Below are 25,252 nucleotides of genomic sequence, written 5' to 3'. Positions count from 1 at the left end.
GTTCCCGCACCGCCGATAAAAATTTTTCCGGCGGCAATGTCGAAATCGTCCCGACGCAATCGTCTTTATTCCAGATATGACGCGAAAGGATATTATCCGATCTTTCGCGCGTGAGCTGAACCGGATGAAGGGAGCTGCAAAAATGAGTTCGTCCTATCGTTGGGTGATTGTCGGTGCCGGCGCGCTGATGACCTGTGTTGCGCTCGGCGCGATGTTTTCCTTGGCGATCTTTCAGGTACCAATTGCCGCCGATACAGGCTGGTCGCATGCCGGCATCGCTGCCGCCATGACGCTGAATTTCCTGACCATGGGCCTCGGCGCCTTTGCCTGGGGTGCCGCAAGCGATCGTTTCGGCATCCGCATCGTGGTGGTGATCGGAGCGTTGCTGCTTGGACTTGCGCTTGTTCTGGCAAGCCGGGCGGGCTCGCTTCTGCAATTCCAGCTGACCTACGGTATTCTCGTCGGCCTTGCCGCCAGCGCCTTCTTCGCACCGATGATCGCAGCGACGACCGCCTGGTTCGACGAGGGCAGAGGTCTTGCGGTGTCGCTGGTCTCGGCCGGCATGGGCGTTGCACCTATGACGGTATCGCCCTTCGCCCGTTACCTGATTTCCGCTTACGATTGGCGTTTCGCCATGCTCATCATCGGCATCATGGCCTGGGTTCTACTGATACCGGCGGCACTGCTGGTGCGGCGGGCACCTGTTCTTGCCGAAGCCACCGCTTCGGGCGGGCAGAGGGAAGAGCAGAGCCTGCCCCTTGGCCGGATCTTCCGCTCGCCGCAATTCCTCGTACTCGGCGCGACCTTCTTTGCCTGCTGTGCAGCCCACTCCGGGCCGATCTTCCACATGGTCAGTTACGCCACCATCTGTGGTGTAGGGCCAATGGCAGCAGTCAGCATCTATAGCGTCGAGGGCCTCGCAGGCCTTGGCGGCCGTCTTCTTTACGGGGCGCTGGCGGACAGGCTCGGTGTGAAACCGGTGCTTGTTGCGGGCCTTCTCGTGCAGGCGGCGGCACTTGCTACCTATCTGATGGTCAGTGAACTCGGCGAGTTCTATGCTTTGGCGGTCATCTTCGGCAGCGCCTATGGCGGTGTCATGCCGCTTTATGCCGTGCTCGCGCGCGAATATTTCGGACCGCGCGTCATCGGCACCGTCTTTGGCGCGGCATCGATGCTCTCGAGCATCGGCATGGCCGCCGGGCCTTTGATCGGCGGCTGGATCTTCGATACCTTCGCCAATTATTCCTGGCTCTTCATCGGCTCGTCCCTTGTGGGGTTGGGGGCTGCCGCCATCGCGCTTGCCTTTCCGCCAATGCGCCGCCTGCAACTGCAGGCGGCATAAGACAGGCTGGAAACGGCCTGGACCCGCTTCCGCGAAACCTGTCGGGTGCCTCATATTTCACCAAGCCCGACAGCTCTTTTCTCGGCCAAAAGCCCTTGCCGCCACGCTGGGGAAGGACATATTCGTATTTCTTGATGCTTACACACAGATTTCCGTAAGCGGCAGCGGTTGCAGCCATTGCAATTTTCAATTTTTGGCCAACACTCACATATGCATCAGGTGCGTGATCTTCTGGGGGAGGAAATCAGGAGAGCACCCACTGGCGCGACTTTCCGCGCCCATCGGCAGGAAAGTCCTGCGTAATGTCATTATGGGGGACATGACACGGGTCTTTTGACCATGTCCCTGGTGCAATTGGGAGGATTGATTCATGGCATCCACGTCCGTGGCCGAGACGACGAGTCGAGGCATGACCAGGGAGGAGAAGAAGGTCATCTTCGCCTCCTCCCTTGGAACCGTGTTCGAATGGTACGATTTCTATCTTTACGGTTCTCTGGCCGCCTTCATCGGCACGGCCTTCTTCAGCGACTATCCGGAAGCAACCCGCAATATCTTCGCCCTGCTCGCCTTTGCCGCCGGCTTCCTCGTCAGGCCGTTCGGCGCCCTCGTCTTCGGGCGCATCGGCGATCTTGTCGGGCGTAAATACACCTTCCTCGTCACGATCCTGATTATGGGTCTTTCGACCTTTTTGGTCGGCGTCCTTCCCGGATCGGCGAGCTGGGGCATCGCCGCGCCCGTCGTCCTGATCATCCTTCGCCTGCTGCAAGGTCTGGCGCTCGGCGGAGAATATGGCGGTGCTGCGACTTATGTCGCCGAACACGCACCCGACAACAAACGCGGCTATTACACCTCCTGGATCCAGACGACTGCGACGCTCGGCCTGTTCCTGTCGCTGATCGTTATCCTGATCGTCCAGAACGCCCTCGGGAAGGATGCCTTTGCCGCCTGGGGCTGGCGCATTCCCTTCCTGCTCTCCTGCCTTCTGCTCGCCATCTCCGTCTGGATACGGCTGTCGCTCAGCGAATCGCCGGCATTTAAGAAGATGAAGGAAGAGGGCAAGGGCTCCAAAGCTCCGCTTTCCGAGGCCTTCGGCCAGTGGAAGAATGCCAAGATCGCCTTGATCGCCCTGCTCGGCCTTACCGCCGGCCAGGCGGTCGTCTGGTATGCCGGCCAATTCTACTCCCTGTTCTTCCTGCAGAACGTGCTGAAGGTCGACGGCCAATCGGTCAACATCATGATCGCGATCGCGCTTCTGATCGGCAGCGGTTTCTTCGTGTTCTTCGGCTGGCTTTCCGACAAGATCGGCCGCAAGCCGATCATCATGGCGGGCCTTGCACTGGCGATCCTCACCTATTCCCCGCTGTTCAAGGCTTTGACCAATGCCGCAAATCCGGCGCTTGCCCAAGCGGAGCAAACCATCCGGGCGACGGTGACGGCTGCTCCTGGCGATTGCACCTTCCAGTTCAATCCCGTAGGCACCGCCAAGTTCAACAATTCGTGCGATATCGCCACGTCCTTCCTGGCGAAGTCGTCCGTGCCCTATACGATTGTCGAAGGCGCAGCCGGGCAGCCGGCGACGGTCAAGGTCGGCGACGCGACCATCACCTCTTACGATGCGACGGCGGCAGGTGCCGGTGCAGCAGCGAAGAGCGCGGCATTCACGCATGACATGAACCTTGCCCTGCAGAAGGCCGGCTTCCCGCTGGCGCGCGATCCCGCCAAGGTACCGGACGCCAAGCTGGATGCCTTCATCGCCGCAAACCCGGAACTCGGGCTCAATGCGGCAACCGTGCGGGCGGGCGACAAGACAGTCACTCCGGTCGCGGATCTCGTCAAGGCGAAGCTTCTGACGGCGGATCAGGCCGGCGGCGCGACCGAAATGCCGGTCTACACCATACCCAAGGGTGGTGCCTTCAAGATGGTTGCCGATCCCTCGGTCATCAACTGGCCGCTGACCATCTTCATCCTGACCATCCTCGTCATCTATGTGACGATGGTCTACGGCCCGATCGCCGCAATCCTGGTTGAGATGTTCCCGACCCGCATCCGCTATACAGGTATGTCGCTGCCCTATCATATCGGCAACGGCTGGTTCGGCGGCCTGCTGCCCGCAACGGTCTTCGCCATGAGCGCCGCCAAGGGCGATATCTACTACGGCCTCTGGTACCCGATCGCGATTGCTGCGATGACTCTGATCATCGGCCTTATCTTCGTTCGGGAAACCAAGGGCGTCGATCTGAACAGCATCAAGTAACCGCATAAGGCCCGGCGTTCAGATGCGGCACGCCGGGCCTTTCTTTGCTTCGTCTCGCCAACCCTTAATCGAAGCGCAGATCTCAGCTTCCGCAAAGAGCGTGGAGCAGCACCAGAAGCGAAAAGAGGACCATCAGGCCCGCCAGAAAATGCTGCAGGATCGACCAGGCGCGTTTGGTTGCCGCAAGGCTTGGCCGCGTTGCAAGAGAAGCGAGATAGAGCACTGTATCCATGAAAACCCCTGGCGCATGTTTCCGCGGGCGCGACGTGATCACCTCGCTATCGCGGACATTGCTGATATTTAACGGTTTTATATTGTCTATAAAATTAGTAGATTAAAGGAAGGGTTTTCCGGCTCCCTCGGAATTTCAGACAAATTAAACTCCCTGACGACAGGCGTCGGCAACACTTGCTCGATCTCGCCGCACATCCACGAGCTCCAGATGGAGGCGAACCGGAGCCCGAAAAAATTTATTCTATGGATTAAATAAACAAAGCAAGGCTCGTCCTTTTAATTGATCGCCAGTGGCTTACGAGTACCGCTGACAATCATCGAACCCATGCCCATGACCTTGCTGGATGCCCAAAATCTTTCGCTTGCTTTCGGCTCGACACAGGCTTTGTCGGCAGCGTCTCTAACCGTTGATCGCGGCGAGGTCGTCGCACTGATGGGAGCGAATGGCGCCGGCAAGTCGACGCTGGTCAAAATCTTGTCGGGTATTCACCGCGCCGATTCAGGCACGATCCTATGGAACGGCGCGGATTATCGCCCCGACAGTCCGGCCGAGGCAACAGCGCAGGGCATCGTTACCGTGCATCAATCGACCGATGTCGTCGGGGTCGCCGGCCTTTCGGTCGCGGATGCGCTGCTGCTCAACCAATATGTTGACGGACGCCTGCCCTTCTTTCTGTCGAAGCGTTCAGCGCGGCGGAAGGCAGAAGCGATCCTCTCTGAAACCGGCTTCGACTTGCCGCTCGATCGAGATTTCGGCGATCTCGGCACTGCCGACCGGCAGATGGTCGCCATTGCGCGCGCCCTTTCCAATCAGGCGCAATTGCTGATCCTGGATGAGCCGACCGCAAGCCTGTCTGCGCGCGAGGCGAGCCGGCTTTATGATATCGTCCGTCGACTGAAGGCCCGCGGCTTGGGCATTCTCTATATCTCGCATCGTACGGCCGATCTCGATGCGCTCGCCGATCGCGTGGTCGTCCTGCGCGGCGGCCGCAACGTCGGTGCCTTCTCGCGCCCGATTGACTTCGACGCCGCCATCGAAACCATGATCGGCCGTTCCATGAAGGCGGCTCGCCCGCATCGCCGTGAACAATTCGACCGAACCATACTGGAGCTTCAGGGCATACAGTTGTTTGCCGATAGCCCCCCGATCGATCTCAGGCTTCATGTCGGCGAGGTCGTCGCCATTACCGGCGTTCTCGGCGCCGGCAAGAGCCGTCTTCTGTCTACGCTTTTCGGCATCGGACGCTTTGCCTCCGGCACGGCGCTTCTGGACGGCATTGCATTTCAGCCCGGCTCGCCTGCGGATGCAATCGCGCGTGGCGTCGTCATGGCTGCCGCTGACCGGCATCGCTCTTCTCTGATGCCATCAGACTGGCCCGGAGAGAGTATTGCGGCAACGATCAGCCTACCGCACCTAAAACGCTGGTATCCATCGGGTTTCCTGTTTTCCGGGCACGAGAGCCGTGAGGGAGAAAAGGCCATCCGGCGCCTCGGCATAAAGGCCCCCGGTCCCGAGGCGTCCGTCTGGTCTCTTTCCGGCGGCAATCAGCAAAAGGTCGTGCTCGCGCGCTGGGAAGCCGAGCCAAGCCGCCTGCTGCTTCTCGACGAGCCCTTTCAGGGGGTCGATGTCGGCGCCCGCCAGGACATTATCGCGGCCATACGCGCCCATACCGACCGCGCTACGCTGATCGCCACATCCGATCCGGAAGAGGCACTCGAAGTCGCCGACCGGGTGCTGGTGATGGAACATCATGGTCTCAAAGAAGCCGTTGATGCGGCCTCAGGCGGCCGGCAGAACGAGGAATATGCCTGATGAGTGAAGGTACCGTGGAAATCCCCGAACAGATCAGGCGGACGAACCATGCGATATCACCGCAGGAATTCGTGCGGCGGGGCGCTGTATTTCTCCTCCTCCTTGCCCTTATTATCATTTTCAGCTTCGCCCAGCCGGCCTTCATCAACATCAACAATCTGATGAGCATCCTGCAGGCAGTTTCGGTGGTCGCCATCATCGGTGCCGGCGTGACGGTGACGCTTGCCATCGGCGGTTTCGATCTATCCGTTGGCGCGGTAGCTGCCTCCAGTGTCATGGCCGCCAGCTATGCCATGATCGTATGGAACCTCGATGTCTATGAGACCGTGCCGCTGGTTCTCGCTTTCGGCGCGATCGTCGGGCTCGTCAATTCTCTGCTGATCGTTCGGCTGAAGGTGCCGGATCTCCTCGCGACCCTCTCTACCATGTTCCTGCTCACGGGATTGCAGCTGATCCCGACAGCCGGACGCTCGATCTCGGTGGGTTTGATCCTTCCCGATGGGACGAAGGCGATCGGCAAGGTCGATCCCACCTTTTTGACGATAGGACGTTCAAGCCTGTTCGGCACCATTCCCTTTCCCGTCATTCTGATGCTTGTCGTCGCCGTCGTGCTCTATGTCCTCACCGAGCGTACGCGCCTCGGTCGCCTTCTTTACGCAACCGGCGGCAATGAAGCCGCGACGCGGCTCGCCGGCGCCAATATCGCCCGGCTGAAAACCTTTGCCTATGTGCTGTCAGGCGTTCTCGCTTCGCTCGGCGGCATTATCGTTGCCGCCCGCGTCGGTCGCGGCGACGTCTCTTCCGGCGCATCGCTGCTGATGGACTCCGTCGCAGCCTCGCTCATCGGCTTTGCCGTCCTTGGCCTGCGCCGCCCCAACGTTCTTGGCACGACGATCGGAGCGGTCTTCGTCGGTGTGCTTCTGAACGGCCTGACGATGCTGAATGCGCCCTATTATACCCAGGATTTCATCAAGGGTGCCGTTCTCGTCGGCGCGCTTGCGCTGACCTACGGGATCGGCCGCAGCAAGGCGTGATCCCGCCATCCATCCCAACTCAACGCTCAATGGATTTTCAATGATCAAATTATTCAAAATCATAGCTTCGGCCGTCGTCGCCGGCTCGCTTTTCATGACCACGGCATCGGCGGCAGGCCTCAGCGGCGCGCCCGCTCCCTTCGATAAAAGAACAGTCAATATCGCCGTCATCAGCTTCCTTGGCAGCGGCGACTGGCTGCAAGCCTTCGAGGCCGGCGTCAAGCGGCAGGCGGATGCGCTTGGCGTCAACCTCACTGTTTCGCAGGCCCGCAATGACAACGACACGCAGCGCAATCTTGTCGAGCAGGCGATCAATCTCGGCGTCGACGGCATCATCATCAACAATGGCCGTCCAGAGGTCCTGAAGGATGTCGTGCAGAAGGCACTCGACAAGGGCATCAAGGTGGTCGCCTATGACGTCAACCTCGACAATCCGCAAATTCCGCAGATCGAACAGAGCGACAAGGACATGGCCAAGCTCGTGCTTGACCAGGCCGTGAAGGATAAGGGTGACGGGTTCACCGGCGGTGCGGTCTACGTTGCCGGTTTCGCGCCGCTCGACCGCCGATATGCGGTGTGGAAGGACTTCATTGCCAAGCACAATCTGAAGGAAAAGGCCGTCTGGGGCGTGGTCAATGACACCGTTCCCGCCTCCGTCGCCGACCAGACCAAGGCCGTCCTGCGCGCCAATCCGGATATTTCGGTGATCTTCACGCCATGGGATGAGTTCGCCAAGGGTGCAAAGCTCGCTATCGACGAGCTCGGCCTTTCCGCCAAAGTGAAGATCTACGGCGTCGACACGTCGACTGCCGATATCCAGCTGATGGTCGAACCGGACAGCGCCTGGGTAGCGACGGCTGCCACCAACGCTGCCGTCGTCGGTGAAGTTTCCGTCCGCGCCGTTTCGCTTGCCATTGCCGGTCAGCCTCCGGGCCACTCCGTTCTTCTGCAGCCGACACTCATCACGCGCGACGATCTCGTCAACAACAAGATCGGCACCATCGAAGAGCTGCAACAGAAATTCCCGGCCTTCCTGAAGAGCGATGCCGCGACGGCAGCCTGGATTCCGGCGGCCAAGAACTGAGACTTATCAGCTGCTTTCGCAGGCGCCGCCCGCAAGGGCGGCCCTTTTCATTCCCCTGAGCGTGAGACGTCCCATGGCATCGACCGACCTGCCGAAACCCGACTTTGCCCGCAACATGACATTGATCGGCCATAACGATATCGGCGGCCGTGGCGATGGGTTGCAATTGATGGTTCATCGAGGCTACGCCTATGTCGCCCATCCCTGGTCGCAGGGCTTCTCGATCGTTGACGTACGCGACCCGAAACATCCCAAGACGGTCAATTACGTGCCAGCGCCAGCCAACACCTGGAACATCCATCTGCAGACGCATGACGACCTGCTGCTGGTCATCAACGCGCTCGACCTCTTTGCCGACGTGGAAACCTTCACGAACGAGAAGGCCTACTACACGCAATCCGTCGGCGAGACGGTCGCCTCCAGAAAGCGTGAGCGCGCCTGGACCGCGGGCATGAGCGTGTTTGATATTTCCGTTCCCGACAAGCCGCGCAAGATCGGCCAACTGGATGTCGAAGGCGTCGGCTTTCACAGGCTTTGGTATGTCGGCGGCCGCTATGCCTATGCCTCGGCGCTGCTCGACGGCTTTACCGACTATATCTTCGTGACCATCGACATGGCCGATCCAACCAGGCCCGAACTTGTCGGCCAATGGTGGCTTCCCGGCATGAACCGCGCGGCGGGCGAAACCCCAAATTGGGGCGACGGCAAGCGCTATGCCCTGCACCACGCGCTCGTCCATGGCGACACCGCCTACGCTTGCTGGCGCGATGGCGGATTGACGCTCCTCGATATCAAGGATCATTCCGCCCCCCGGCTCATCAAACACCATAACTGGTGCCCGCCCTACGGCGGCGGCACACATTCGCCGCTGCCACTTCCCGGCCGCGATCTTCTTGTCGTGGCGGATGAGGCTGTGCTGGACAATGAGGAAGACGGCCGGAAACATACCTGGGTCTTCGACATCCGCGTGCCCGAAAATCCGATCAGCATCTCGACTTTCCCGATCCCCGCCGAAATCGACTACGCGAAGAAGGGCGGTCATTTCGGACCGCACAATCTGCACGAAAACCGGCCCGGATCTTTCGTCTCCGAGACGCTGATCTTTGCGACGTGGCAGAATGCCGGCATCCGCGCCTTCGACATTTCCGACCCCTATCATCCTGTCGAAACCGGCGCTCTCGTGCCGGCGGGGCCGACTGTCATGACCGACCGCCGTCCAGGCCGCCCGAAAGTGATCCAATCAGCCGACGTCTTTGTTGACGCCAATGGTCTGATCTATGCCACGGATTACAATGCCGGGCTCGAAATCATCGAATATGGCGGCTGATGCGCGAGCTTGGCTCCAAATCCATATTTATCTACGAAAGAAGAGAAGTTTTTACCAGCGCGGCATGAGTCGGCATGTGAGTGACGAGGCTGACCTTGTCGTCAGGCGCCCGTGCCAAAACGCGCCCGATAAAAGCCGGGTGTTATGGCAAGATTCTTGAGAAAGGCCCTATGCAGCGTGTCGGGGCTTGAAAAGCCCGAACGCTCGGCGATGCGGGCCAGCGGCCAGTCAGAGCTTTCGAGAAGCGCCTTTGCCCGCTCCAACCGTGCGGTTTCCACGAATTGCGCCGGCGTTGTTCCGGTCTCCTTGCGGAAACTGCGCGAAAAGGTGCGCTCCGTCATGCCGACCCGGCTGGCAAGAGCAGGTCCCGATAGATCCCCTGTGGGATCGTCGATGATCTCGCTCAGGAGCTGACGCAAGCGCGGTGTCGCATTCGCCTGAAGGGCGAGGCCCGCGCTGAACTGCGACTGACCGCCCGGCCGGCGCATGAACAATACCATCTGTCGCGCAACGGCAAGAGCGGTCTTCGGACCACAATCGGCCTCGACCAGCGCCAGACATAGATCGATGCCAGCCGTAATGCCGGCTGAGGTGAAGACGGGCGGCTCCGCCACAAAGATGGCGTCGGGCTCGACCTCGATCTGAGGCCGCAATTCCTTCAAAAGGGAACAGGAATTCCAATGCGTGGTCGCGCGTCTGCCATCGAGGAAACCGCCGGCCGCGAGGATGAAGGCTCCGGTGCAGACGCTAGCCATGCGCCGGGTAGGCTTCGCCCGCGAATGCAGCCAGGCAAGCAGGTCGGTCTGAAATATGACCTGCCGAAGCCCATCCTCGCTGCCGCCGGAGAGGATGATCGTATCGAGAGCGGCGGGCAGTTGTTCGAGGCTCATGGTCTCGCCGAAGACAAGGCCGCCGGCGGAGCTGCTTTTCACCGATCCACCGGCCGGGGACGCGAGCACGACTTCGTAAGGCGGCGCACCCTCGGGCAAATGAAGGTTCGCCATCGCGAAGACCTCCATGGGTCCAACGATATCGAGCGCCTGAACACCGTCATAGCCGATAACGACGATACGCCGCGGGGAATGTCCAGAATCCTGCATTGGCGAAAAATGCGATATCTTTGTCATTTTCGCCAGCCTGCGAACCAAATATTTCCGAGGGTATGACATCAAAAATCTGGACACGTGCCATGGATCGCCATTCCCCCAAAATCTTGCTTCTCGCCCTGCTCGTATTTTGCATTGCGGTTTTCCCTTTCGAAAGACCTGTGATAGCTGCGGAAAATGCCATCCGGCTCCCGACGTTCAAAGCCGGACGGACACGGCCTCTCATCGCGATCGCCGCCGACAACCGAGGCACGGAGACAACCGATCTCGTCATCCCCTACGGCGTCCTGCGCAGTGCCGATGTCGCCGATGTCATTATCGTCTCGACCCAGGCTGGCATCGTGAACCTCATGCCGGCGCTGAAAATCAAGCCGGACGCGACAATGCGGGATTTTGACCGTGAGCATCCGGAAGGCGCCGATATCGTCATCATCCCCGCCATGCATGACAACAGCAGCCGCAACGTCATTGCCTGGATTCGCGAGCAATCATCGAAGGGCGCGATGGTCGTTTCGATCTGTGAGGGCGCCTGGCTTGCGGCAAGGGCCGGCGTATTCGACGGCAAGCGCGCCACCACCCATTGGTACGCCTTCGACGAAATCCGCCGTACCTTTCCGCGGACAGTGTGGGTTCATAACCGGCGTTACATCGTCGACGGTAATGTCATGAGCACCACGGGCGTCACGGCATCGATCCCCGCTTCCCTGACTCTGGTGGAGGCCATTGCTGGAGCGCAGAAGGCGCGCTCGGCTGCCACCCGGCTGGGTGTCATCGATTGGAGCAGCGCGCATGATTCCGCACCGTTTCACATGACAACGAGCCGCCTCTGGCGCTTTGCCGGCAACACCCTTGCCTTCTGGAACCACGAGATCATCCGCCTGCCCGCGGAGGACGGTTTCGATGAAATCGCTTTGGCGCTGACGGCGGATGCGTGGTCGAGAACCTATCGTTCGAAGGCTGTCATTGCGGAGCCGGCCCAATCCATCCGTTCGCGCAGCGGCCTCCTGCTTGTGCCGGACCTTTCAGCCCATACCGAGGCCTCGGTCTTGACGGTTCCCGCGCGCCCGCCCGCGCAGGCGCTGGATCAGACGCTGTTCGAGATTGCCGCGCGGTATGGTGCGCGAACATCTGATATCGTCGCGCTGCAGCTCGAATATCCCATACAGCATTGATCCATCATTATCCGCCACCGATCTCGCAAAGTCCGGCGGTGGTCGACGGCTGCACTCTCGTGATGAACACGGCAACTAAGGCATGACTTACGCCACCTTGACCGTTGCCTTTTCGGCAATCGATAGTGCGCATAATTGTTCTTTATTAGAACGCTGAATTCCCCCATCATCCCTGGCATTGGTGGATAACGAGACGAAAAGTCCGATCGCCCAATCAACAGGGGAACTATCAGCATGTCTCAATTCATGATGAATCGTCGCCGTTTCCTATCCAATGCTGCCTTGGTCGGGGGTCTTGCTGCGACCCAGACCTTCGTCGGCATCCGTGCCGGCAAGGCCGCCGATGTTGCCGAAGTGCGCATGCAGCTCGGCTGGCTTGCTTCCAACGGACTCATCGGCGAAGTCGCGGCACAGAAGAAGGGCTTTTTCACCGAGCAGGGCATCAATCTCACCATCGTCCCCGGCGGCCCGAATGTCGATGGCGTTGCCGGCGTTGCGGCAGGCCAATCCACCATCGGGCAGATTTCCTCCAGCCCGTCCGTCATGCTCGCGCGCTCGGCCGGCATGCCGGTCAAGGCGTTTCTGGCAGGATACCGTAAGCATCCATTTACATATTTCTCGCTGAAAAAGGCGCCGATCCGCGAGCCGAAGGACATGATCGGCAAGACGATCGCCACCCAGCCGACCGCCTTCATCCTGCTGCGCGCGCTCCTCGCCAAAAACGGCATTCCGGAAGACAAGGTGAAGATGGTCAACATGGGTTCCGACATGAACCAGCTGATGACCGGCCAGGCCGATGCCGTCACCGGCTGGGTCACGAACACCAACGCGCTGAAGGTGCTCGGCGACGATCGTGTCGACATGATGCTCTGGGATGCCGGCCTGCAGCTCTACGCCAACGTCTATTATACGACCGACGAACAGCTCGACAAACATTCCGACGTGCTGGTGCGCTTCACCAAGGCTGCCGCCAAAGGTTGGGGTTACGTCCGCGACCATCCGGAAGAAGCCGTCGACATGCTGGTCGATGCCTATCCCAATCTCGACAAGGCCAGCGAGCTTGAAGCCGTCCACCCGGTTATCGATTTCTCCTTCGGCGATAGCACCAAGCAGACCGGCTGGGGCGCGATGAACAAGGACAATTGGGCAGCACAGATCAAGGCTTACGCCGATCTCAAGCAGTTTACGGGAGCAATACCGACCGTCGATGACGTCGCCACCATGGCGATCCTCGACGCGACGACCGATATCCGCAAGCAGATCGGATGAATGCCATGATGAGCGCCGCCACCATCAAGCAGCCGCCGCTACCGGTCGTCGAAACGTCAAGGCTTGCCGTTTCCATTCGCGATCTCGATATTCGCTTCGGCGACAAGGGCAACGAGTTCACCGCTCTGTCCAAGGTCTCCGTCGATATTCCGGAAGGATCGTTCGTCACCATGCTCGGGCCGTCCGGATGCGGTAAGTCGACCTTGCTGCGCTGCATCGCCGATCTCGTTGACATCAGCGACGGTTCGGTTTCGGTTTTCGGCCGACCGCCACGAGAGGCGCGCCAAGGTCGCGATTTTGCCTTCGTCTTCCAGGAGGCAACGCTTTTGCCGTGGCGGAGCGTCATCGACAATGTCCGCCTGCCGCTGGAAGTCGGCAGGCACGACAAAAGCTCCTACGCCGATCCCATGGAGCTGCTCGCTCTCGTCGGCCTCAAGGGTCGCGAAAATGCCCTGCCGCACGAATTGTCCGGCGGCATGCGCCAGCGCGTCGCCATCGCCCGCGCCCTGATAACAAAGCCACGTATCCTGCTGATGGACGAGCCCTTCGGCGCTCTGGATGAAATCACCCGCGACAAGCTCAACGAGGAACTGCTTCGCATCTGGCGCGAAACGGGCACGACCATCGTTTTCGTCACCCATTCCATTCCGGAGGCGGTCTTCCTCGGTCAGCACGTGCTGATGTTGCAGGCCCACCCCGGCCGGGTGAAAGAATTCATGAAGGTCGATCTTCCCTATCCCCGCGCCCTTGCGATGCGTGACACGGTCGACTTCATAAAAGTGACCGCGCATCTGCGCGCGCTCCTGGAGGAATGCATATGAGCAACGCCGTGCACTCTGACATCGGCCACATCGCCAAGGCGCCGCGCAAGGTCGCCATCCTCGACGCAACCATCGGCGTTCTCTCCTCGCACATGCCCGCGATTCTTGCGGCACTCGGCTGCATCGTGCTCTGGCAGGCGGTCATCTGGATCTTCAAGATCCCGACTTTCATGGCGCCAAGCCCGCTCGATGTGCTCTCTGCCTTTCGCGACAATGCCGCGACACTGACGCGAAACTTCCTGCCGACCGTGCTCGAGGCCGTTCTCGGTTTCGTCTTCGGCAATCTCGTCGCCATACTGCTGGCGATCTGGTTCGTCCACAGTGCGACGGCCGAGAAGGCCTTTTATCCGATCGCCGTCTTCGTCAAGGCGATCCCGATCATCGCGCTTGCGCCGATCCTGGTCCTGATCTTCGGCAACGGCGTCGCCCCGAAGATCATCATTGCCGGCCTCATCTGCTTCTTCCCGACGCTGGTCAACATGGTGCAGGGACTTCGCTCCGCCAGCCCCGCAATGCTCGACCTGATGCGGGTGCTTTCGGCCAGCAATTCGGAGATTCTCTGGAAGGTCCGTCTGCCAAGCTCGCTGCCATTTCTGTTCGCCGCGCTGAAGATCGCCGCAACGAGCAGTGTCATGGGCGCGATCGTCGCGGAATGGATCGGTTCCAGCTTCGGACTTGGCGCGCTCATCATCGAGGCGACCTACAATTTCCGCTCGCCGCTGCTTTACGCGACGGTTGTCATTGCCGCGCTGCTGGCCGTGATCCTCTTCTTCATCGTCTCAGTCGCCGAGGCGAAGATGATCCGCTGGAAACCGGCGGGACAGCACTAAAGCTTAGAAAACATCGAGGGAACACCAATGGAACAGGTTATTCACCAGCCTGCACGGGATATCCGTGTCGTCGATCGCTCTGATGTGGTTGTGGTCGGCGGTGGCCCGGCAGGGATTGCCGCTGCCGTCTCGGCCGCACGCAACGGCGCCAGCGTCACGCTTCTCGAACGTTATCCCTATGTCGGCGGACTTGCCGCCGGCGGCATGGTGCTCGTGCTCGACGACATGATCAACGAGCTTGAAATCACTGTGCGCGGCATTTGCATGGAGATGATCGAGCGTATGAAGCGCTGGGGACTCTGCGTGACCCCGACCGATCGCGATCGCCTGATCGAATTCCGCGATACGCCGGAGGCCTGGCAGCGCTGGGCGCGCTGGGGCCTTTTCGACTTCCACACCCAGTCGATGCCGCATCCGATCTGTTTTTCGGCCGCCTTCGATCCCGACGCCTTCAAGCGCGCGGCCTATGACATGATCGCCGAAGCGAAGATCAAGCTCAGAACCCATAGCTGGTTCTCCTCGGCGATCGTCGAAGGTGGCGCAATCAAGGGCGTCATCTGCCAGACCAAGGAAGGTATGCAGGCGATCCTCGGCGATGTCGTCATCGACACGACGGGCGATCTCGATGTCGCTGCAAGCGCGGGGGCTTCCCATGTCGAATCCAACTTCATCCTGACGACGGTCTCGCGTTGGGGTGGCGTCGATACGGAAGCGGCGGAGCGTTTCGAACGGCAGGAGCCGGAAGCCTTCAAGGCGCTCGATCACGAAGCCAAGCGGCTGATCGGCGGTTGCTGGTCCTTCTGGTGGCTGAAGACGCCGCTGCCAGGCGTCGTCTGGCTGAACTGCCCGCATATGCCGACGCTGAGTGGTTTGAAGGTCGACGACCTGACCAAGGCGGAGATGGAAGGCCGCTCGCGGATCGCAAAGCTGCTCGATTTCGCGCGGGAAAAAATGCCCGGCTTCGAGAACGCCTATGTCATCGATTTTGCGCCGCAGACCGGCGTGCGCCAGACGCGGTTGTTGCAGGGAGATTATGTCGTAACGAAGGACGACGTCATGACCCGCCGCCATTTTGCGGACACGGTCTGCCGCGGCCGCGATTACTACACGCCGTACCGCGCCATGCTGCCCAGGGAGGTCGATCAGCTGATCGTTGCCGGCCGGCATTATTCGGCAACGCCGCAGGCACAGAAATCCAGCCGCGAGATCCCGCCCTGCATGGCGATGGGCGAAGCGGCGGGTGTCGCAGCAACGGTTGCCCTCAATGCCGGAACGACCGTTCGCAAGGCCGATATCCGGGCAATTCAGAAGCAGATGCGGGCTCAGGGAGCCGATCCAGGCGACATTCCCTCGGAGAACGCGACATATTTGGAGGCTGCAGAATGACGACTTTGCCACTCGACGGAATCCGCGTGATCGATTTCACGCAGGTCATGCTCGGCCCTTCCTGCACGCAGGTTTTGGCCGACTATGGCGCCGAAGTCATCAAGATCGAGAAGGTCAAGATCGGCGATCTCTCGCGTTGGTCGCTGGGCTCCGATCCGGACGGGCTCAACAATCCGGTCTTTTGCTCCTTGAACCGCAACAAGAAGAGCCTGGCGCTCGATCTGAAGGATGCCGGCGCCCGCAAAACCGTCCAGGCGCTGCTTGAGACTGCCGACGTAGTCGTCAACAACTTCCGGCCCGGCGTCATGGAACGCATGGGTTTTGGCTATGAGGATCTCAAGAAGATCAATCCGCGCCTGATCTATGCCGTCGGCACGGGTTTCGGGCTGACCGGCCCCTATCAGCATAAAGGCGGCCAGGATGTGCTGGCGCAGGCCGTCTCCGGCGTCATGCGCCGCAAGTCGGACAATAGCCACCCGACCTCGATCTATGCCACGCCGCTTGCCGATTACTCGGCCGGCATGCATCTCGTCCAGGGCATCCTGCTTGCCCTGCTGCAACGCGACAAGACCGGCGAAGGCCAACAGGTCGCCGTCAGCCTCTACAACTCCATGATCGCCATGCAGATGCAGGAGGGCACGACACATCTGATGCGGCAGAAGGATCTGAACTGGGGCGCCTTTCCGCTGACGGGTGTTTTCGAGACAACGGACAGCGCGATCGTCATGGTCGGCGCCTTCAAGCCGAACCCCTTGCGTGACATCTGCGAGGCGTTGGAGATCGAGGACCTCTCGCAATATCCGCACTATAAGGATTTCGATGCGCAGATGGCGCGGCGGCCGGAATTGCAGGCGATCTTCCGCGACAACTTCGCCAAGAACAGCACCGCGCACTGGATTGAACGGCTGGAAGGCGTCGACATCCTCTGCGCCCCGGTGCGTTCACTCCCCGAGGCGCTGAAGGACGAGCAGACGATCATCAACAAGATGATCCTCGAGGCAGGCGAGACCGCAGCCGGTCCGATCCGTCTGATCGGCTCGCCGATCGACATGTCGGCCGCACAGGTGACCGTGCGAATTTCTCCGCCGCAGCTCGGCCAGCACAATGACGAAATTCTGGCTTCGCTTTCCGAGGTGCAGGGAGACGCAGCATGAGCGTCTCCTTCACCGTAGGAGACCGCGTCGCCCGCGTCACCCTGGACCGGCCCGACCGGATGAACGCCGTCGATGCCGAGACGGAAGCCGAACTTGAGTCGATCTGGGCGGAGATCGAGAAGCGCGACGATATCAGCTGCGTCGTCCTGACAGGCTCAGGCGAAAAGGCTTTTTGTGCAGGCGCCGACCTCAAGGGTGGCAGCGGCAGTTCCGGCGTCGATTATTGGACCGTCGGCCGGGAAAACGGCTTTGGCGGCCTCGCGTTCCGCCGCTCGCTCGACGTGCCCGTCATCGCCCGCGTCAACGGCTACGCGCTGGGCGGCGGTTTCGAGATGGTGCTCGGTTGCGATATCGTCATTGCGGTGGAAACGGCACGCTTCGGCCTGCCGGAAGCGCGCGTCGGTCGCATGCCGCTCGATGGCGGCATGGTGCTGCTCCAGCGCAAAATCCCGTTCAACCGCGCCATGGCCGTGATGCTGACGGGACGTCAGTTCGGCGCCCAGGAAATGGCAAGCTATGGTGTCGTCAACGAAGTCGTATCGGCTGGCGAACTCGATGCGGCTGTCGATCGCTGGGTTGCCGACATTGTCGCCTGCGCGCCGCTGTCGCTGCGGGCGATCAAGCAGACGGTCAATCGCACCGCCCATTTGAGCCCGGCCGAGGCACAGGCGCTGCGGACGCCGGCGCTCATCAAGGCGCTGAAAAGCGAGGATGCGATGGAGGGTGTAGCGGCCTTCCGCGAGAAGCGTGCGCCCGTTTGGCGCGGCAGATAGGCATGCTATAGCTTCAAGATTGCCGAGGGCTTTCTATGCATGCCAGCATCCTGAAATATTTCACCGAGGTCGCACGCTCTGGATCCATCCGCAAGGCGTCCGAAGAGCTGCATGTGGCAACCTCCGCCGTCAGCCGCCAGATCAAGAAGCTCGAAGACGAGCTTGGAACACCGCTCTTCGAACGCTTTTCCGACGGGCTGCGGCTGACGTCCGCCGGCGAAATCGTGCTGCGCCACGCCAAGGAGACGCTGCAGGACTTCGAGGTAATGAAGTCCAATCTCGGTGACCTTCAGGGAAAGAATACGGGCCGCGTCCATATCGCCGCCCTCGACAGCCTGCTCGTCACGTTTCTTCCTGATTTCATTAAGAGGTTTCATAAACTGCATCCTGCGGTCGACTTTCGCGTCCGAGCGGGAGCCTACAACAATATTTTCCATTTCATGGCGGCGGGCGACATTGATATCGGCATCAGCTTTGACCTTGCGACCCCACATGACCTGAAGCTTGTGGGGTCGATCCGCACAGCCTTCATGGCCATGGTCGCTTCATCGCATCCATTGGCTAGGGCGAAATCGGTGACGCTGCCAGAATGCGCCCAATATAAGCTGCTTCTGGCGCTCGACAGCGAAGTCGTCAGTTCGGCGATAGCGGTCGAGCTTGCGGGGCTTAATCGTGTGGGGCGAACGTTGGTCGCATCCAACAATCCAATCCTCCTCAAACCATTAATCATGTCGGGAGACGGCATTGGTTTCTTTACCCCGGTCGGACTCTGGCCGGAAATCCAGACGGGCGAAATCGTTGCCATTCCGATTCGGGACTTCAAGCTCAGCACCGTCGATATCGCTGTTTTCGTCCCCCGCGATCGGCATCTAACTCATGCTAGCCAAGCAGTCATCGAGCTGCTTAATACCGAGTTGCGCAGGTTCGGCGAGGATTTGAGAGCCATCGTCAGCAGATGAGAAAAGTATGAAAACGATCCGCCTGCTAAAATGTCCTGGCTACGACCCGGCCACGCGCTTCGACAGATTGACAGACCTGCCATTGCAGTTCAACGCTGCGACTGCGCTGCCCGGCGACCTCATCCTCCCCTCGCCCGTCAACGCCCACGATCATGGCTATGGCATCCGCACACTTGATTTTGGCGCGGTCGACGACGCACTTGAGGTGTGGATACCGGGCTTGAGGCTGCGGCCGCGCACCGATCCCTATCTCGAGGCGCTTGTCGCCTTCGGCCGGCTGGCCAAAACCGGCGTCGGCGCGACGATGCACTGCCACAACTCGCTCAATGTCGATCATCTGGTCGATGAGGCAAGCGCCGTCATACGGGCCGCCAACGATATCGGCATTCGACTTGCGCTTTCCTGCCCGCTGCTCGACTATAATGCCTGGGCCTATGATGGCGGGCCGCAACGGCTGAAGCCGTTTCTGTCCACAGGTGATTGGCAGGCGTTGGAGCCGACCATCCCAGCCTACGCTCCGATCTCCACCCAACTTGCAGCCGTTGAGGCGGTTGCTGCGGCCAACACCAGCCCGCTGGTCGATGTGCAGTATGGGCCGATCGGGCCGCAATGGTGTTCGAACGCGCTTCTGGAGGCGATTGCGGAGGCTTCTGCGCATCATAATCGACGCATACACATGCATCTGCTCGAAAGTCCCCGCCAGCGCCTATGGCTGGACCGCCGCTTTCCCGAGGGCGTCGTCAACTATCTCGACAAAATAGGCTTCCTGTCGCCGCGGCTCGCCATCGCCCATGGCGTCCAATTGCGCCCCGATGAACTTGAACTGCTTGCCGAGCGCGGCGTGCAGCTCGTCAGCAATCCCTCAGCCAATCTGCGCCTTCGCTCCGGCATCGCTCCGATCGCATCCATGACCGAACTCGGCGGTCCCGCCTTCGCCATCGGCCTCGACGGCACAGGGCTGGATGACGATCAGGATCTATGGCGGGAAATGCGTCTCCTTTATCTGCTACATGGCGGACGTAACCTGACACGACATTTGACGGCCGAGAATGTCTTCGACGCAGCAATCCGGGTTGGGAGGCAGGTCATCAATGCCAAGAGTGCGGAAGACTTTACGATCATCGATTATAAAGCCCTAATCGCCGATGCGCTGTTCGATGATGTCGACGAGGCGGAGGTCCTGTTGACGCGCATGAGCGCGCAATACGCCCGCGGACTTGTCGTGGCTGGCCGCGAGGTGATGCGCGGAGGCGAACTGACAGGCGTCGACTTCGATGCTGCCATTGCCGAGCTCCTGGCGCAGGCAAGAGCCGATCTGCCGAGACTTGAGAGGCAACGGCCTCTCGTCAACGCATTGTCGGAAGCGACGCGCGCCTATTATGCGAGCTGGTCCGGCATTTCCTGATATCGCGAGAGGCAACAACCACTGCCCAAAGAGCAGCGGAGACACCTAATCAGGACATCTTTGCATCACAAGCAATTTTCGGGCGCACCATCGTAAGCCGCCACGAAGGGATGATCGAGACTGGTCGTGCGGCTCTTGTCCCAGCCGCCGGGGGCACCCCAGCCGGTCACGCCGTCGGCAAAGAAATCGCGGTTGACGTCGCGCAGGAACAGCCGCTCCGCCGGCATTTCCTCGTCCCACAGGATGGCGTCGACGGGACAGACCGAGAGACAGAGGCCGCAATTGATGCACTCGTCCGGATGGATGTAAAACATACGTCCGCCCTCATAGATGCAATCGACCGGACAGGCGACAGTGCAGGCGCCATCCTTCGTATCGATGCAGGGCTCGGTGATTACGTAAGCCATAACGCTCGCCTCGCAGCGCTCTCAAGGGCGCTTTCGACGAACTATGACAAATGGGAGCGTTCTGAAGAAGCGCCGATTTTCGGCCTTCTGATTGCCGAAATGGCAACGCTCGCGGGGGAGAAAATCTGTTGGAAGACACCCACCAGAAGTGAGATAGGCTTGAGGCATTTGAGCCGCACGCATTTACACAATGCGGCTCAAGCCGAACTGTCGTTAGAGCAGCTTTTCCAGCGTGATCGGCAGGTCGCGAACACGCTTGCCGGTGGCATGGAACACGGCGTTGGCGATGGCAGGCGCAACACCAACGATGCCGACTTCCCCGACGCCCTTGCCTCCGAGCGCCGAAGCATTATGGTCAGGAACACCGACGGAGATCACCTGGATATCCGGAATGTCGGAATTCGTCGGCACGAGGTAATCGCCGACATTGTTGTTGACGGTGCGTCCGTTACGCTGATCGACCAGCCCCTCTTCCAGAAGCGCCTGGCCGATGCCCATGATGATGCCGCCCCGCCACTGGCTTTCCACCAGCCTCGGATTGTAGAGCCGGCCGCAATCAAAGGCGGAAACCATGCGCGAGACGCGCACCGTGCCGAAGTCCTCGTCGACTCGCACTTCGGCAAAATGGGCGCACCAGCTATGCATGGAATAATCGCCCATGGTCGGTCCCTGAACCCTAGCCATGGTGGTCCACGCCTGAAGCTGCTCCTGTGCGTTCGCACCGTCAGGCAGGGTGTTGCGCCGGACTTCGATCTCCTCGCGCTTCAGCGCGGACATCAGTTCGGCGAGCGTCAGCGATGGTGCCTCGCCACGCGGGGCTGCGATGCGCCCCTCGGCAAAATTCAGCGTATTTGCACCCGTATCGCGGAAGGGCGAATTGGCATCACTAAGCGCAAGGCCGATGAGTTCGTCACGGGCAGCGACCGCCGCCTTATGGACGGCCCCCATGATCGAGCCTGCCAGCATGGAACCGCCGGCGATCGCCGAACCCGGTAGGCGTGAATCGCCGAGATAGACCTCGACCTGATCGACCGGAATGCCGAAGACCTCCGCAGCGCTTTGGGCAAGGATCGTGTAGGTGCCCTGCCCCATATCGATGGCGCCGCTGACGACCTCGACCCGACCGTTTGCGAGAATGCGGATCATCGCTTCACTCGGTGCGCGGATGACCGGGAAGGTGCCGCAGCCGATGCCCCAGCCGATCAGCGTCTTGCCGTCCCGCATCGAGCGCGGCGCGTGGCTGCGCCGCGACCAGCCGAAAGCCTCCGCGCCTTCCGTCAGCGCCTCGCGCAGCCGGCGCGTCGACCACGGCTTGCCGGACTGGTAATCGTGATCGGCATAGTTCTTCAGCCTTATCTCGAGCGGGTCCATGCCGAGCTTGTAGGCCAGCTCCTCGATCGCACATTCGATGCCGTAGGCACTCGGATTCTTGCCCGGACCACGCAAGGCGCCCGGCGTGACGCTATTGACCGGCACGACACGATGCTGCGAGGAGAAATTCTCGACCTTGTAGAGGATCGACGTTGCCGCCCCCGTCTGCTCCGGCCAGTCGGCATCGACCGAGGTTTCGCTGGCACCGCGATGGACGATCGCCTGCAGGATACCGTCTTCCGTCGCGCCAAGCGCGATCTTCTGCCTGGTCGCGGCGCGCCCGCCATAGCTCGTGAAATTCTGCGGGCGGGTGACCGCTAGTTTCACCGGCCGGCCTAGCTTTCTGGCAGCCGCAACGGCGACCGCGCCATAGGCAAGCGGCACCCCCTTCGATCCGAAACCGCCGCCGATGAAGGGCGAAATGATCCGGACATTCTCATAGGGCATGTCGAACCATTCGGAATACATGCGCGCCATGCCATGGGACCATTGGCTTGGCTCCCAGATCGTCAGCTGGTCGCCATCCCATTTCGCCGTCAGACCATGCGGCTCCATCGCCACGTGATATTCGCGCGGTGTCGAATATTCCGCTTCGATCCTAACCGGGGAAGCAGCAAGTGCTGCCTCGGCATCACCCCAGGCAATCGAGAGGGGCTCCATGAGCTTGCCCTCGCCGGCATTCGGATCGTTGAGATCGGCGACGTGCTGGCTCTCTTCGTAAGTGACGCGCACCAGCCTGGCGGCCTCCGTCGCCAGTTCGCGGCTCTCCGCAACGACAGCGGCAATCGACTGTCCGTTGAAACCCACATCACGCGGCAGCGGATAGTAGGGTCCGTCGGCGGGCTTATTGCCGCCCCAATCAGCCGAAAGCTTGAGACCGAGATCATCTTCCGGCGTCAGCACCAGCAGCACGCCCGGCATCGCAAGTGCTGCCGAAGCATCCACCTCGACAACGCGGCCAGCCGGAATCGTACTCTGGATGAGCACGGCATAAGCGAGGTTTTCGACCGGATATTCCAGCGCATACGTCGCCGTACCCGTTACCTTCATACTGCCTTCGAAGCGCGACTGACGACCGCCGACGGTGCCGTCGGACGCATCGCCGTGCTTGCGGGGTTCCATCATGGTCATGCGAGACCTCCCATCTTCTGAATGGCGCGGACGATGACGCGCGGCGCAAGTTCGATCTTATAATGGTTGCCGCCATGATCGGCGGCACCCTCCATGGCGAGCCGGCTGGCCTTCTCCAAAGCCTCCGGAGTGAGAGCCTTGCCGATGAGTGCCTGCTCGACTGCCCGTGCCCGCCAGGGCTTGGTGGCAACCCCGCCGATTGCCACGCGGACATCACGCACCGTTCTCCCGTCGGCTTCAAGCTCCAGGCCGACTGCGGCACTCGCGGCAGCAAATTCATAGGACTGCCGATCACGGACCTTGAGGTAGGTGGAGTTCCGAGCAGCGGCGGAGGCAGGAATAGTGACGGCGGTAATGATCTCGCCGCGCTGCAGGACGGTTTCCTTGTTCGGCGTGTCGCCCGGAACGAGGAAGAAATCGTCGATGCCGACTTTACGGCTATCCGTCTCGACCACGGCGTCAAATGCGACCAGAGCAACCGCCAGATCACCGGGGTAGGAGGCGATGCAGGCCTCGCTGGTTCCGAGCACGGCGTGATTGCGCGTGACGCCGCCGATCGCCGAACAGCCGGAACCGGGATTGCGCTTGTTGCAGGCGGGAAAGGCGCCGGGATCGCGGAAATAGGAACAGCGCGTCCGCTGCAGGAGGTTGCCGCCGACTGTCGCCATGTTACGAAGCTGGGCGGAGGCGGCCAGAGACAAGGATTCGGAAACAGCCGGGAAGGCCGCGAGGATATCCTTGTGGTCGGCGACTTCGCTCATCCTGGCAAGCGCGCCGATCGTTGCACCATCGGCGGTTACGGTGATGCCGCTCATACCGGAAAGATGGGTAATGTCTATGACGGTATCGGGCTCGCCGACACCGCATTTGGCAAGATCGAGCAGCGTCGTTCCGCCGGCAAGCAGCATGGCGCCGGCCTGCTGCGCCGCCTGGGCGGCTTCTGCTGTCGATGTGGCCCGCAGATAGGAGAAGTTTCGCATCATGCCACCTCCGCGGCCTGGCGCACCGCCGCAACGATGCTGTTATAGGCCCCGCACCGACAGAGATTGCCGGACATATATTCGCGGATTTCCGCATCCGAGCCGGCATGTCCCTCGCGGATGCAGGCAACCGCCGACATGATCTGGCCCGGCGTGCAATAGCCGCACTGGAAAGCGTCCTGCTCGATAAATGCGGCCTGCACCGGATGCAGATCGCCGCTCTCGCCGCTCAGTCCCTCGATCGTCGTGATCTCACGGCCTTCGGCCTGCGCAGCCAGCGTCAGACAGGATAGCACGCGCTTACCGTCGACATGGCAGGTACAGGCGCCGCACTGTCCCTGATCGCAGCCCTTCTTGGTGCCGGTGAGGGAAAGATGCTCGCGCAGCGCATCGAGAAGCGTCACACGCGGCTCGATATCGAGCTCGTGGCGCTGCCCGTTAATGTCGAGCGCGATATGGATGGTTCGTGTCATGATAAGCTCCTGCCATCGTCACGAAGATAAGACCTGCGGAATCTAGTGGAATCTATCCGTCGGTCTACCGGTTGCTATGGTTTCTGTTGGAAAGATGGGCCGATGGAATTCTGACGTCATGATCGGCTCTCATCTGAATTGGGAAGCGGAGGACGCAACAAATAAACGGAGGCGCCTCCGTTTAAATTAATGCCTGGCTTGTTTTCGTCAAGCCCCGACATTCGGGCGAATCTAGCTTTGAAACGATCGAGATAGAGGATGGGCAGGAGGCGGATCGAAAGAGCCTCTGCTATTTGTCCTCGGTCCCTTCTTGCGAGCCGGCGGGGTGAAGGGATCGATCAACGCCCGCTCCCCATCCATCAAATCACTTGAAAAATGAAGTGTACCTAAGTTATGCTCAAATCGAGCAATAGTAGCCGAGGCCATCGGACCCTCATTTTGATTCAGCACCAAAATGATCACAACCTCCTGTCATCGCTCAACTATTTTTAAATCTGGCCGTCAGTGACAGGCTCGACCTCTTGTGAATTCACTTAAGGAGGATTTTCATGATCCATGAAATGCGCATCTATACCTGCCTACCCGGCAAGCTGCCAGCGCTCCAGGAGCGTTTTGAAACGGCGACACTCGCGATCTGGGATCGGATCGGAATCCGCCCCATCGGTTTCTGGACGACGATGATCGGACCGTCCAGCAATGACCTCATCTATTTACTTGAATGGCAATCACTAGAGGAACGCCAGCGGAAGTGGGCGGAGTTCGTAACCGATCCGGTCTGGAAGGAAGCTTTGGCAAAGAGCGAGGCTTCAGGCCCGATCATCGCCAATATCGCCAGTTCGATCCTGCAGCCGACTGCATTCTTTCGCCCTTTTATCTCCATCGAGGCCGATGGCTGAAGACGGACAGCAGATTGATGAACCTGGCGTA

General features: G+C 60.4%; 22 protein-coding genes. 16 read left to right on the top strand and 6 right to left on the bottom strand.

Features of this window, described 5'->3' with window-relative positions; genetic code table 11:
• Positions 1 to 142 precede the first annotated feature (142 nt).
• Together AC13QY_RS01890 and AC13QY_RS01885 are read left to right on the top strand one after the other, a co-directional pair.
• Complete coding sequence (locus AC13QY_RS01890) at positions 143 to 1,342, top strand: MFS transporter (protein ID WP_113351044.1); 1,200 nt, start codon at positions 143 to 145, stop codon at positions 1,340 to 1,342.
• 370 nt (positions 1,343 to 1,712) lie between these two features.
• Positions 1,713 to 3,596, top strand: coding sequence for an MFS transporter (locus AC13QY_RS01885; RefSeq protein WP_113350660.1), 1,884 nt, complete (start codon positions 1,713 to 1,715; stop codon positions 3,594 to 3,596).
• A gap of 82 nt (positions 3,597 to 3,678) precedes the next feature.
• On the opposite strand, the gene AC13QY_RS01880 is transcribed toward AC13QY_RS01885, so the two are convergent.
• A complete protein-coding gene (locus tag AC13QY_RS01880; RefSeq protein ID WP_162748754.1) occupies positions 3,679 to 3,828 on the bottom strand; it encodes a hypothetical protein in 150 nt (49 codons plus the stop codon).
• A 333-nt stretch (positions 3,829 to 4,161) separates the two neighbouring features.
• Between AC13QY_RS01880 and AC13QY_RS01875 the strand changes: the two genes are divergently transcribed.
• The 4 genes from AC13QY_RS01875 to AC13QY_RS01860 all read left to right on the top strand — a co-directional run bounded on the left by AC13QY_RS01875 (position 4,162) and on the right by AC13QY_RS01860 (position 9,088).
• Entirely contained in the window at positions 4,162 to 5,643 is a 1,482-nt protein-coding gene (locus tag AC13QY_RS01875) for a sugar ABC transporter ATP-binding protein (RefSeq protein WP_113350661.1), read from the top strand.
• On the top strand, positions 5,643 to 6,677 hold the full coding sequence (locus AC13QY_RS01870) for an ABC transporter permease (protein ID WP_113350662.1): 1,035 nt from the start codon (positions 5,643 to 5,645) through the stop codon (positions 6,675 to 6,677). The genes AC13QY_RS01875 and AC13QY_RS01870 overlap by 1 nt, the downstream gene beginning before the upstream one ends.
• A 40-nt stretch (positions 6,678 to 6,717) precedes the next feature.
• Positions 6,718 to 7,761 carry a substrate-binding domain-containing protein gene (locus AC13QY_RS01865; protein ID WP_113350663.1) on the top strand — a complete coding sequence of 348 codons (1,044 nt, stop codon included), beginning with the start codon at positions 6,718 to 6,720 and terminating at the stop codon, positions 7,759 to 7,761.
• Positions 7,762 to 7,834: 73 nt separating this feature from the next.
• Entirely contained in the window at positions 7,835 to 9,088 is a 1,254-nt protein-coding gene (locus AC13QY_RS01860; protein ID WP_113350664.1) for an LVIVD repeat-containing protein, read from the top strand.
• Between the two features lie 101 nt (positions 9,089 to 9,189).
• Here AC13QY_RS01860 and AC13QY_RS01855 read toward each other — a convergent pair whose 3' ends face one another.
• The gene (locus AC13QY_RS01855; protein ID WP_246661120.1) at positions 9,190 to 10,215 is read right to left on the bottom strand and encodes a GlxA family transcriptional regulator; all 1,026 of its coding nucleotides are present in this window, start codon (positions 10,213 to 10,215) and stop codon (positions 9,190 to 9,192) included.
• 140 nt (positions 10,216 to 10,355) lie between these two features.
• Between AC13QY_RS01855 and AC13QY_RS01850 the strand changes: the two genes are divergently transcribed.
• The 9 genes from AC13QY_RS01850 to AC13QY_RS01810 all read left to right on the top strand — a co-directional run bounded on the left by AC13QY_RS01850 (position 10,356) and on the right by AC13QY_RS01810 (position 19,963).
• The gene (locus tag AC13QY_RS01850; RefSeq protein ID WP_233788566.1) at positions 10,356 to 11,366 is read left to right on the top strand and encodes a DJ-1/PfpI family protein; all 1,011 of its coding nucleotides are present in this window, start codon (positions 10,356 to 10,358) and stop codon (positions 11,364 to 11,366) included.
• 234 nt (positions 11,367 to 11,600) lie between these two features.
• Positions 11,601 to 12,635, top strand: coding sequence for an ABC transporter substrate-binding protein (locus tag AC13QY_RS01845; RefSeq protein ID WP_113329559.1), 1,035 nt, complete (start codon positions 11,601 to 11,603; stop codon positions 12,633 to 12,635).
• Between the two features lie 5 nt (positions 12,636 to 12,640).
• Entirely contained in the window at positions 12,641 to 13,456 is an 816-nt protein-coding gene (locus AC13QY_RS01840; protein WP_113329810.1) for an ABC transporter ATP-binding protein, read from the top strand.
• The gene (locus tag AC13QY_RS01835; RefSeq protein ID WP_113350666.1) at positions 13,453 to 14,286 is read left to right on the top strand and encodes an ABC transporter permease; all 834 of its coding nucleotides are present in this window, start codon (positions 13,453 to 13,455) and stop codon (positions 14,284 to 14,286) included. Before AC13QY_RS01840 ends, AC13QY_RS01835 begins: the two co-directional genes overlap by 4 nt.
• A 27-nt stretch (positions 14,287 to 14,313) precedes the next feature.
• Positions 14,314 to 15,672, top strand: coding sequence for an FAD-dependent oxidoreductase (locus AC13QY_RS01830; protein WP_488492704.1), 1,359 nt, complete (start codon positions 14,314 to 14,316; stop codon positions 15,670 to 15,672).
• Positions 15,669 to 16,826, top strand: coding sequence for a CaiB/BaiF CoA transferase family protein (locus AC13QY_RS01825; protein WP_113350667.1), 1,158 nt, complete (start codon positions 15,669 to 15,671; stop codon positions 16,824 to 16,826). Before AC13QY_RS01830 ends, AC13QY_RS01825 begins: the two co-directional genes overlap by 4 nt.
• Entirely contained in the window at positions 16,823 to 17,599 is a 777-nt protein-coding gene (locus AC13QY_RS01820; RefSeq protein WP_113350668.1) for an enoyl-CoA hydratase-related protein, read from the top strand. Before AC13QY_RS01825 ends, AC13QY_RS01820 begins: the two co-directional genes overlap by 4 nt.
• 35 nt (positions 17,600 to 17,634) lie before the next feature.
• Positions 17,635 to 18,558 (top strand): LysR family transcriptional regulator, encoded by a 924-nt coding sequence (locus AC13QY_RS01815; protein ID WP_069610244.1) that lies wholly within the window; start codon positions 17,635 to 17,637, stop codon positions 18,556 to 18,558.
• Positions 18,559 to 18,565: 7 nt separating this feature from the next.
• The gene (locus AC13QY_RS01810) at positions 18,566 to 19,963 is read left to right on the top strand and encodes an amidohydrolase family protein (RefSeq protein WP_113350669.1); all 1,398 of its coding nucleotides are present in this window, start codon (positions 18,566 to 18,568) and stop codon (positions 19,961 to 19,963) included.
• 65 nt (positions 19,964 to 20,028) lie between these two features.
• Here the strand turns inward: AC13QY_RS01810 and fdxA are convergent, their stop codons facing one another.
• From fdxA to AC13QY_RS01790, 4 genes are all read right to left on the bottom strand, one after another.
• On the bottom strand, positions 20,029 to 20,370 hold the full coding sequence (gene fdxA / locus AC13QY_RS01805) for a ferredoxin (RefSeq protein ID WP_113350670.1): 342 nt from the start codon (positions 20,368 to 20,370) through the stop codon (positions 20,029 to 20,031).
• A gap of 213 nt (positions 20,371 to 20,583) precedes the next feature.
• On the bottom strand, positions 20,584 to 22,872 hold the full coding sequence (locus AC13QY_RS01800; protein ID WP_113350671.1) for a xanthine dehydrogenase family protein molybdopterin-binding subunit: 2,289 nt from the start codon (positions 22,870 to 22,872) through the stop codon (positions 20,584 to 20,586).
• Positions 22,869 to 23,852, bottom strand: a complete 984-nt coding sequence (locus tag AC13QY_RS01795; RefSeq protein WP_113351046.1) for an FAD binding domain-containing protein — start codon at positions 23,850 to 23,852, stop codon at positions 22,869 to 22,871. Before AC13QY_RS01795 ends, AC13QY_RS01800 begins: the two co-directional genes overlap by 4 nt.
• Positions 23,852 to 24,325 carry a (2Fe-2S)-binding protein gene (locus tag AC13QY_RS01790; RefSeq protein ID WP_113350672.1) on the bottom strand — a complete coding sequence of 158 codons (474 nt, stop codon included), beginning with the start codon at positions 24,323 to 24,325 and terminating at the stop codon, positions 23,852 to 23,854. The genes AC13QY_RS01795 and AC13QY_RS01790 overlap by 1 nt, the downstream gene beginning before the upstream one ends.
• A 548-nt stretch (positions 24,326 to 24,873) precedes the next feature.
• On the opposite strand from AC13QY_RS01790, the gene AC13QY_RS01785 reads away from it, so the two are divergent.
• Positions 24,874 to 25,221 (top strand): NIPSNAP family protein, encoded by a 348-nt coding sequence (locus AC13QY_RS01785; RefSeq protein WP_113350673.1) that lies wholly within the window; start codon positions 24,874 to 24,876, stop codon positions 25,219 to 25,221.
• Positions 25,222 to 25,252: the final 31 nt, after the last annotated feature.

This window comes from Martinezella sp. CNPSo 3795 (assembly GCF_057784475.1).
The sequence above is the reverse complement of the archived record's forward strand: the minus strand, read 5'-3'. Positions and strand labels throughout refer to the sequence as shown.

Coding starts and splice junctions, on each gene's coding strand:
- AC13QY_RS01890 (WP_113351044.1), top strand. CDS start 143: ATGAGTTCGTCCTATCGTTGGGTGATTGTCGGTGCCGGCGCGCTGATG.
- AC13QY_RS01885 (WP_113350660.1), top strand. CDS start 1,713: ATGGCATCCACGTCCGTGGCCGAGACGACGAGTCGAGGCATGACCAGG.
- AC13QY_RS01880 (WP_162748754.1), bottom strand. CDS start 3,828: ATGGATACAGTGCTCTATCTCGCTTCTCTTGCAACGCGGCCAAGCCTT.
- AC13QY_RS01875 (WP_113350661.1), top strand. CDS start 4,162: ATGACCTTGCTGGATGCCCAAAATCTTTCGCTTGCTTTCGGCTCGACA.
- AC13QY_RS01870 (WP_113350662.1), top strand. CDS start 5,643: ATGAGTGAAGGTACCGTGGAAATCCCCGAACAGATCAGGCGGACGAAC.
- AC13QY_RS01865 (WP_113350663.1), top strand. CDS start 6,718: ATGATCAAATTATTCAAAATCATAGCTTCGGCCGTCGTCGCCGGCTCG.
- AC13QY_RS01860 (WP_113350664.1), top strand. CDS start 7,835: ATGGCATCGACCGACCTGCCGAAACCCGACTTTGCCCGCAACATGACA.
- AC13QY_RS01855 (WP_246661120.1), bottom strand. CDS start 10,215: ATGACAAAGATATCGCATTTTTCGCCAATGCAGGATTCTGGACATTCC.
- AC13QY_RS01845 (WP_113329559.1), top strand. CDS start 11,601: ATGTCTCAATTCATGATGAATCGTCGCCGTTTCCTATCCAATGCTGCC.
- AC13QY_RS01840 (WP_113329810.1), top strand. CDS start 12,641: ATGATGAGCGCCGCCACCATCAAGCAGCCGCCGCTACCGGTCGTCGAA.
- AC13QY_RS01835 (WP_113350666.1), top strand. CDS start 13,453: ATGAGCAACGCCGTGCACTCTGACATCGGCCACATCGCCAAGGCGCCG.
- AC13QY_RS01830 (WP_488492704.1), top strand. CDS start 14,314: ATGGAACAGGTTATTCACCAGCCTGCACGGGATATCCGTGTCGTCGAT.
- AC13QY_RS01825 (WP_113350667.1), top strand. CDS start 15,669: ATGACGACTTTGCCACTCGACGGAATCCGCGTGATCGATTTCACGCAG.
- AC13QY_RS01820 (WP_113350668.1), top strand. CDS start 16,823: ATGAGCGTCTCCTTCACCGTAGGAGACCGCGTCGCCCGCGTCACCCTG.
- AC13QY_RS01815 (WP_069610244.1), top strand. CDS start 17,635: ATGCATGCCAGCATCCTGAAATATTTCACCGAGGTCGCACGCTCTGGA.
- AC13QY_RS01810 (WP_113350669.1), top strand. CDS start 18,566: ATGAAAACGATCCGCCTGCTAAAATGTCCTGGCTACGACCCGGCCACG.
- fdxA (WP_113350670.1), bottom strand. CDS start 20,370: ATGGCTTACGTAATCACCGAGCCCTGCATCGATACGAAGGATGGCGCC.
- AC13QY_RS01800 (WP_113350671.1), bottom strand. CDS start 22,872: ATGACCATGATGGAACCCCGCAAGCACGGCGATGCGTCCGACGGCACC.
- AC13QY_RS01795 (WP_113351046.1), bottom strand. CDS start 23,852: ATGCGAAACTTCTCCTATCTGCGGGCCACATCGACAGCAGAAGCCGCC.
- AC13QY_RS01790 (WP_113350672.1), bottom strand. CDS start 24,325: ATGACACGAACCATCCATATCGCGCTCGACATTAACGGGCAGCGCCAC.
- AC13QY_RS01785 (WP_113350673.1), top strand. CDS start 24,874: ATGATCCATGAAATGCGCATCTATACCTGCCTACCCGGCAAGCTGCCA.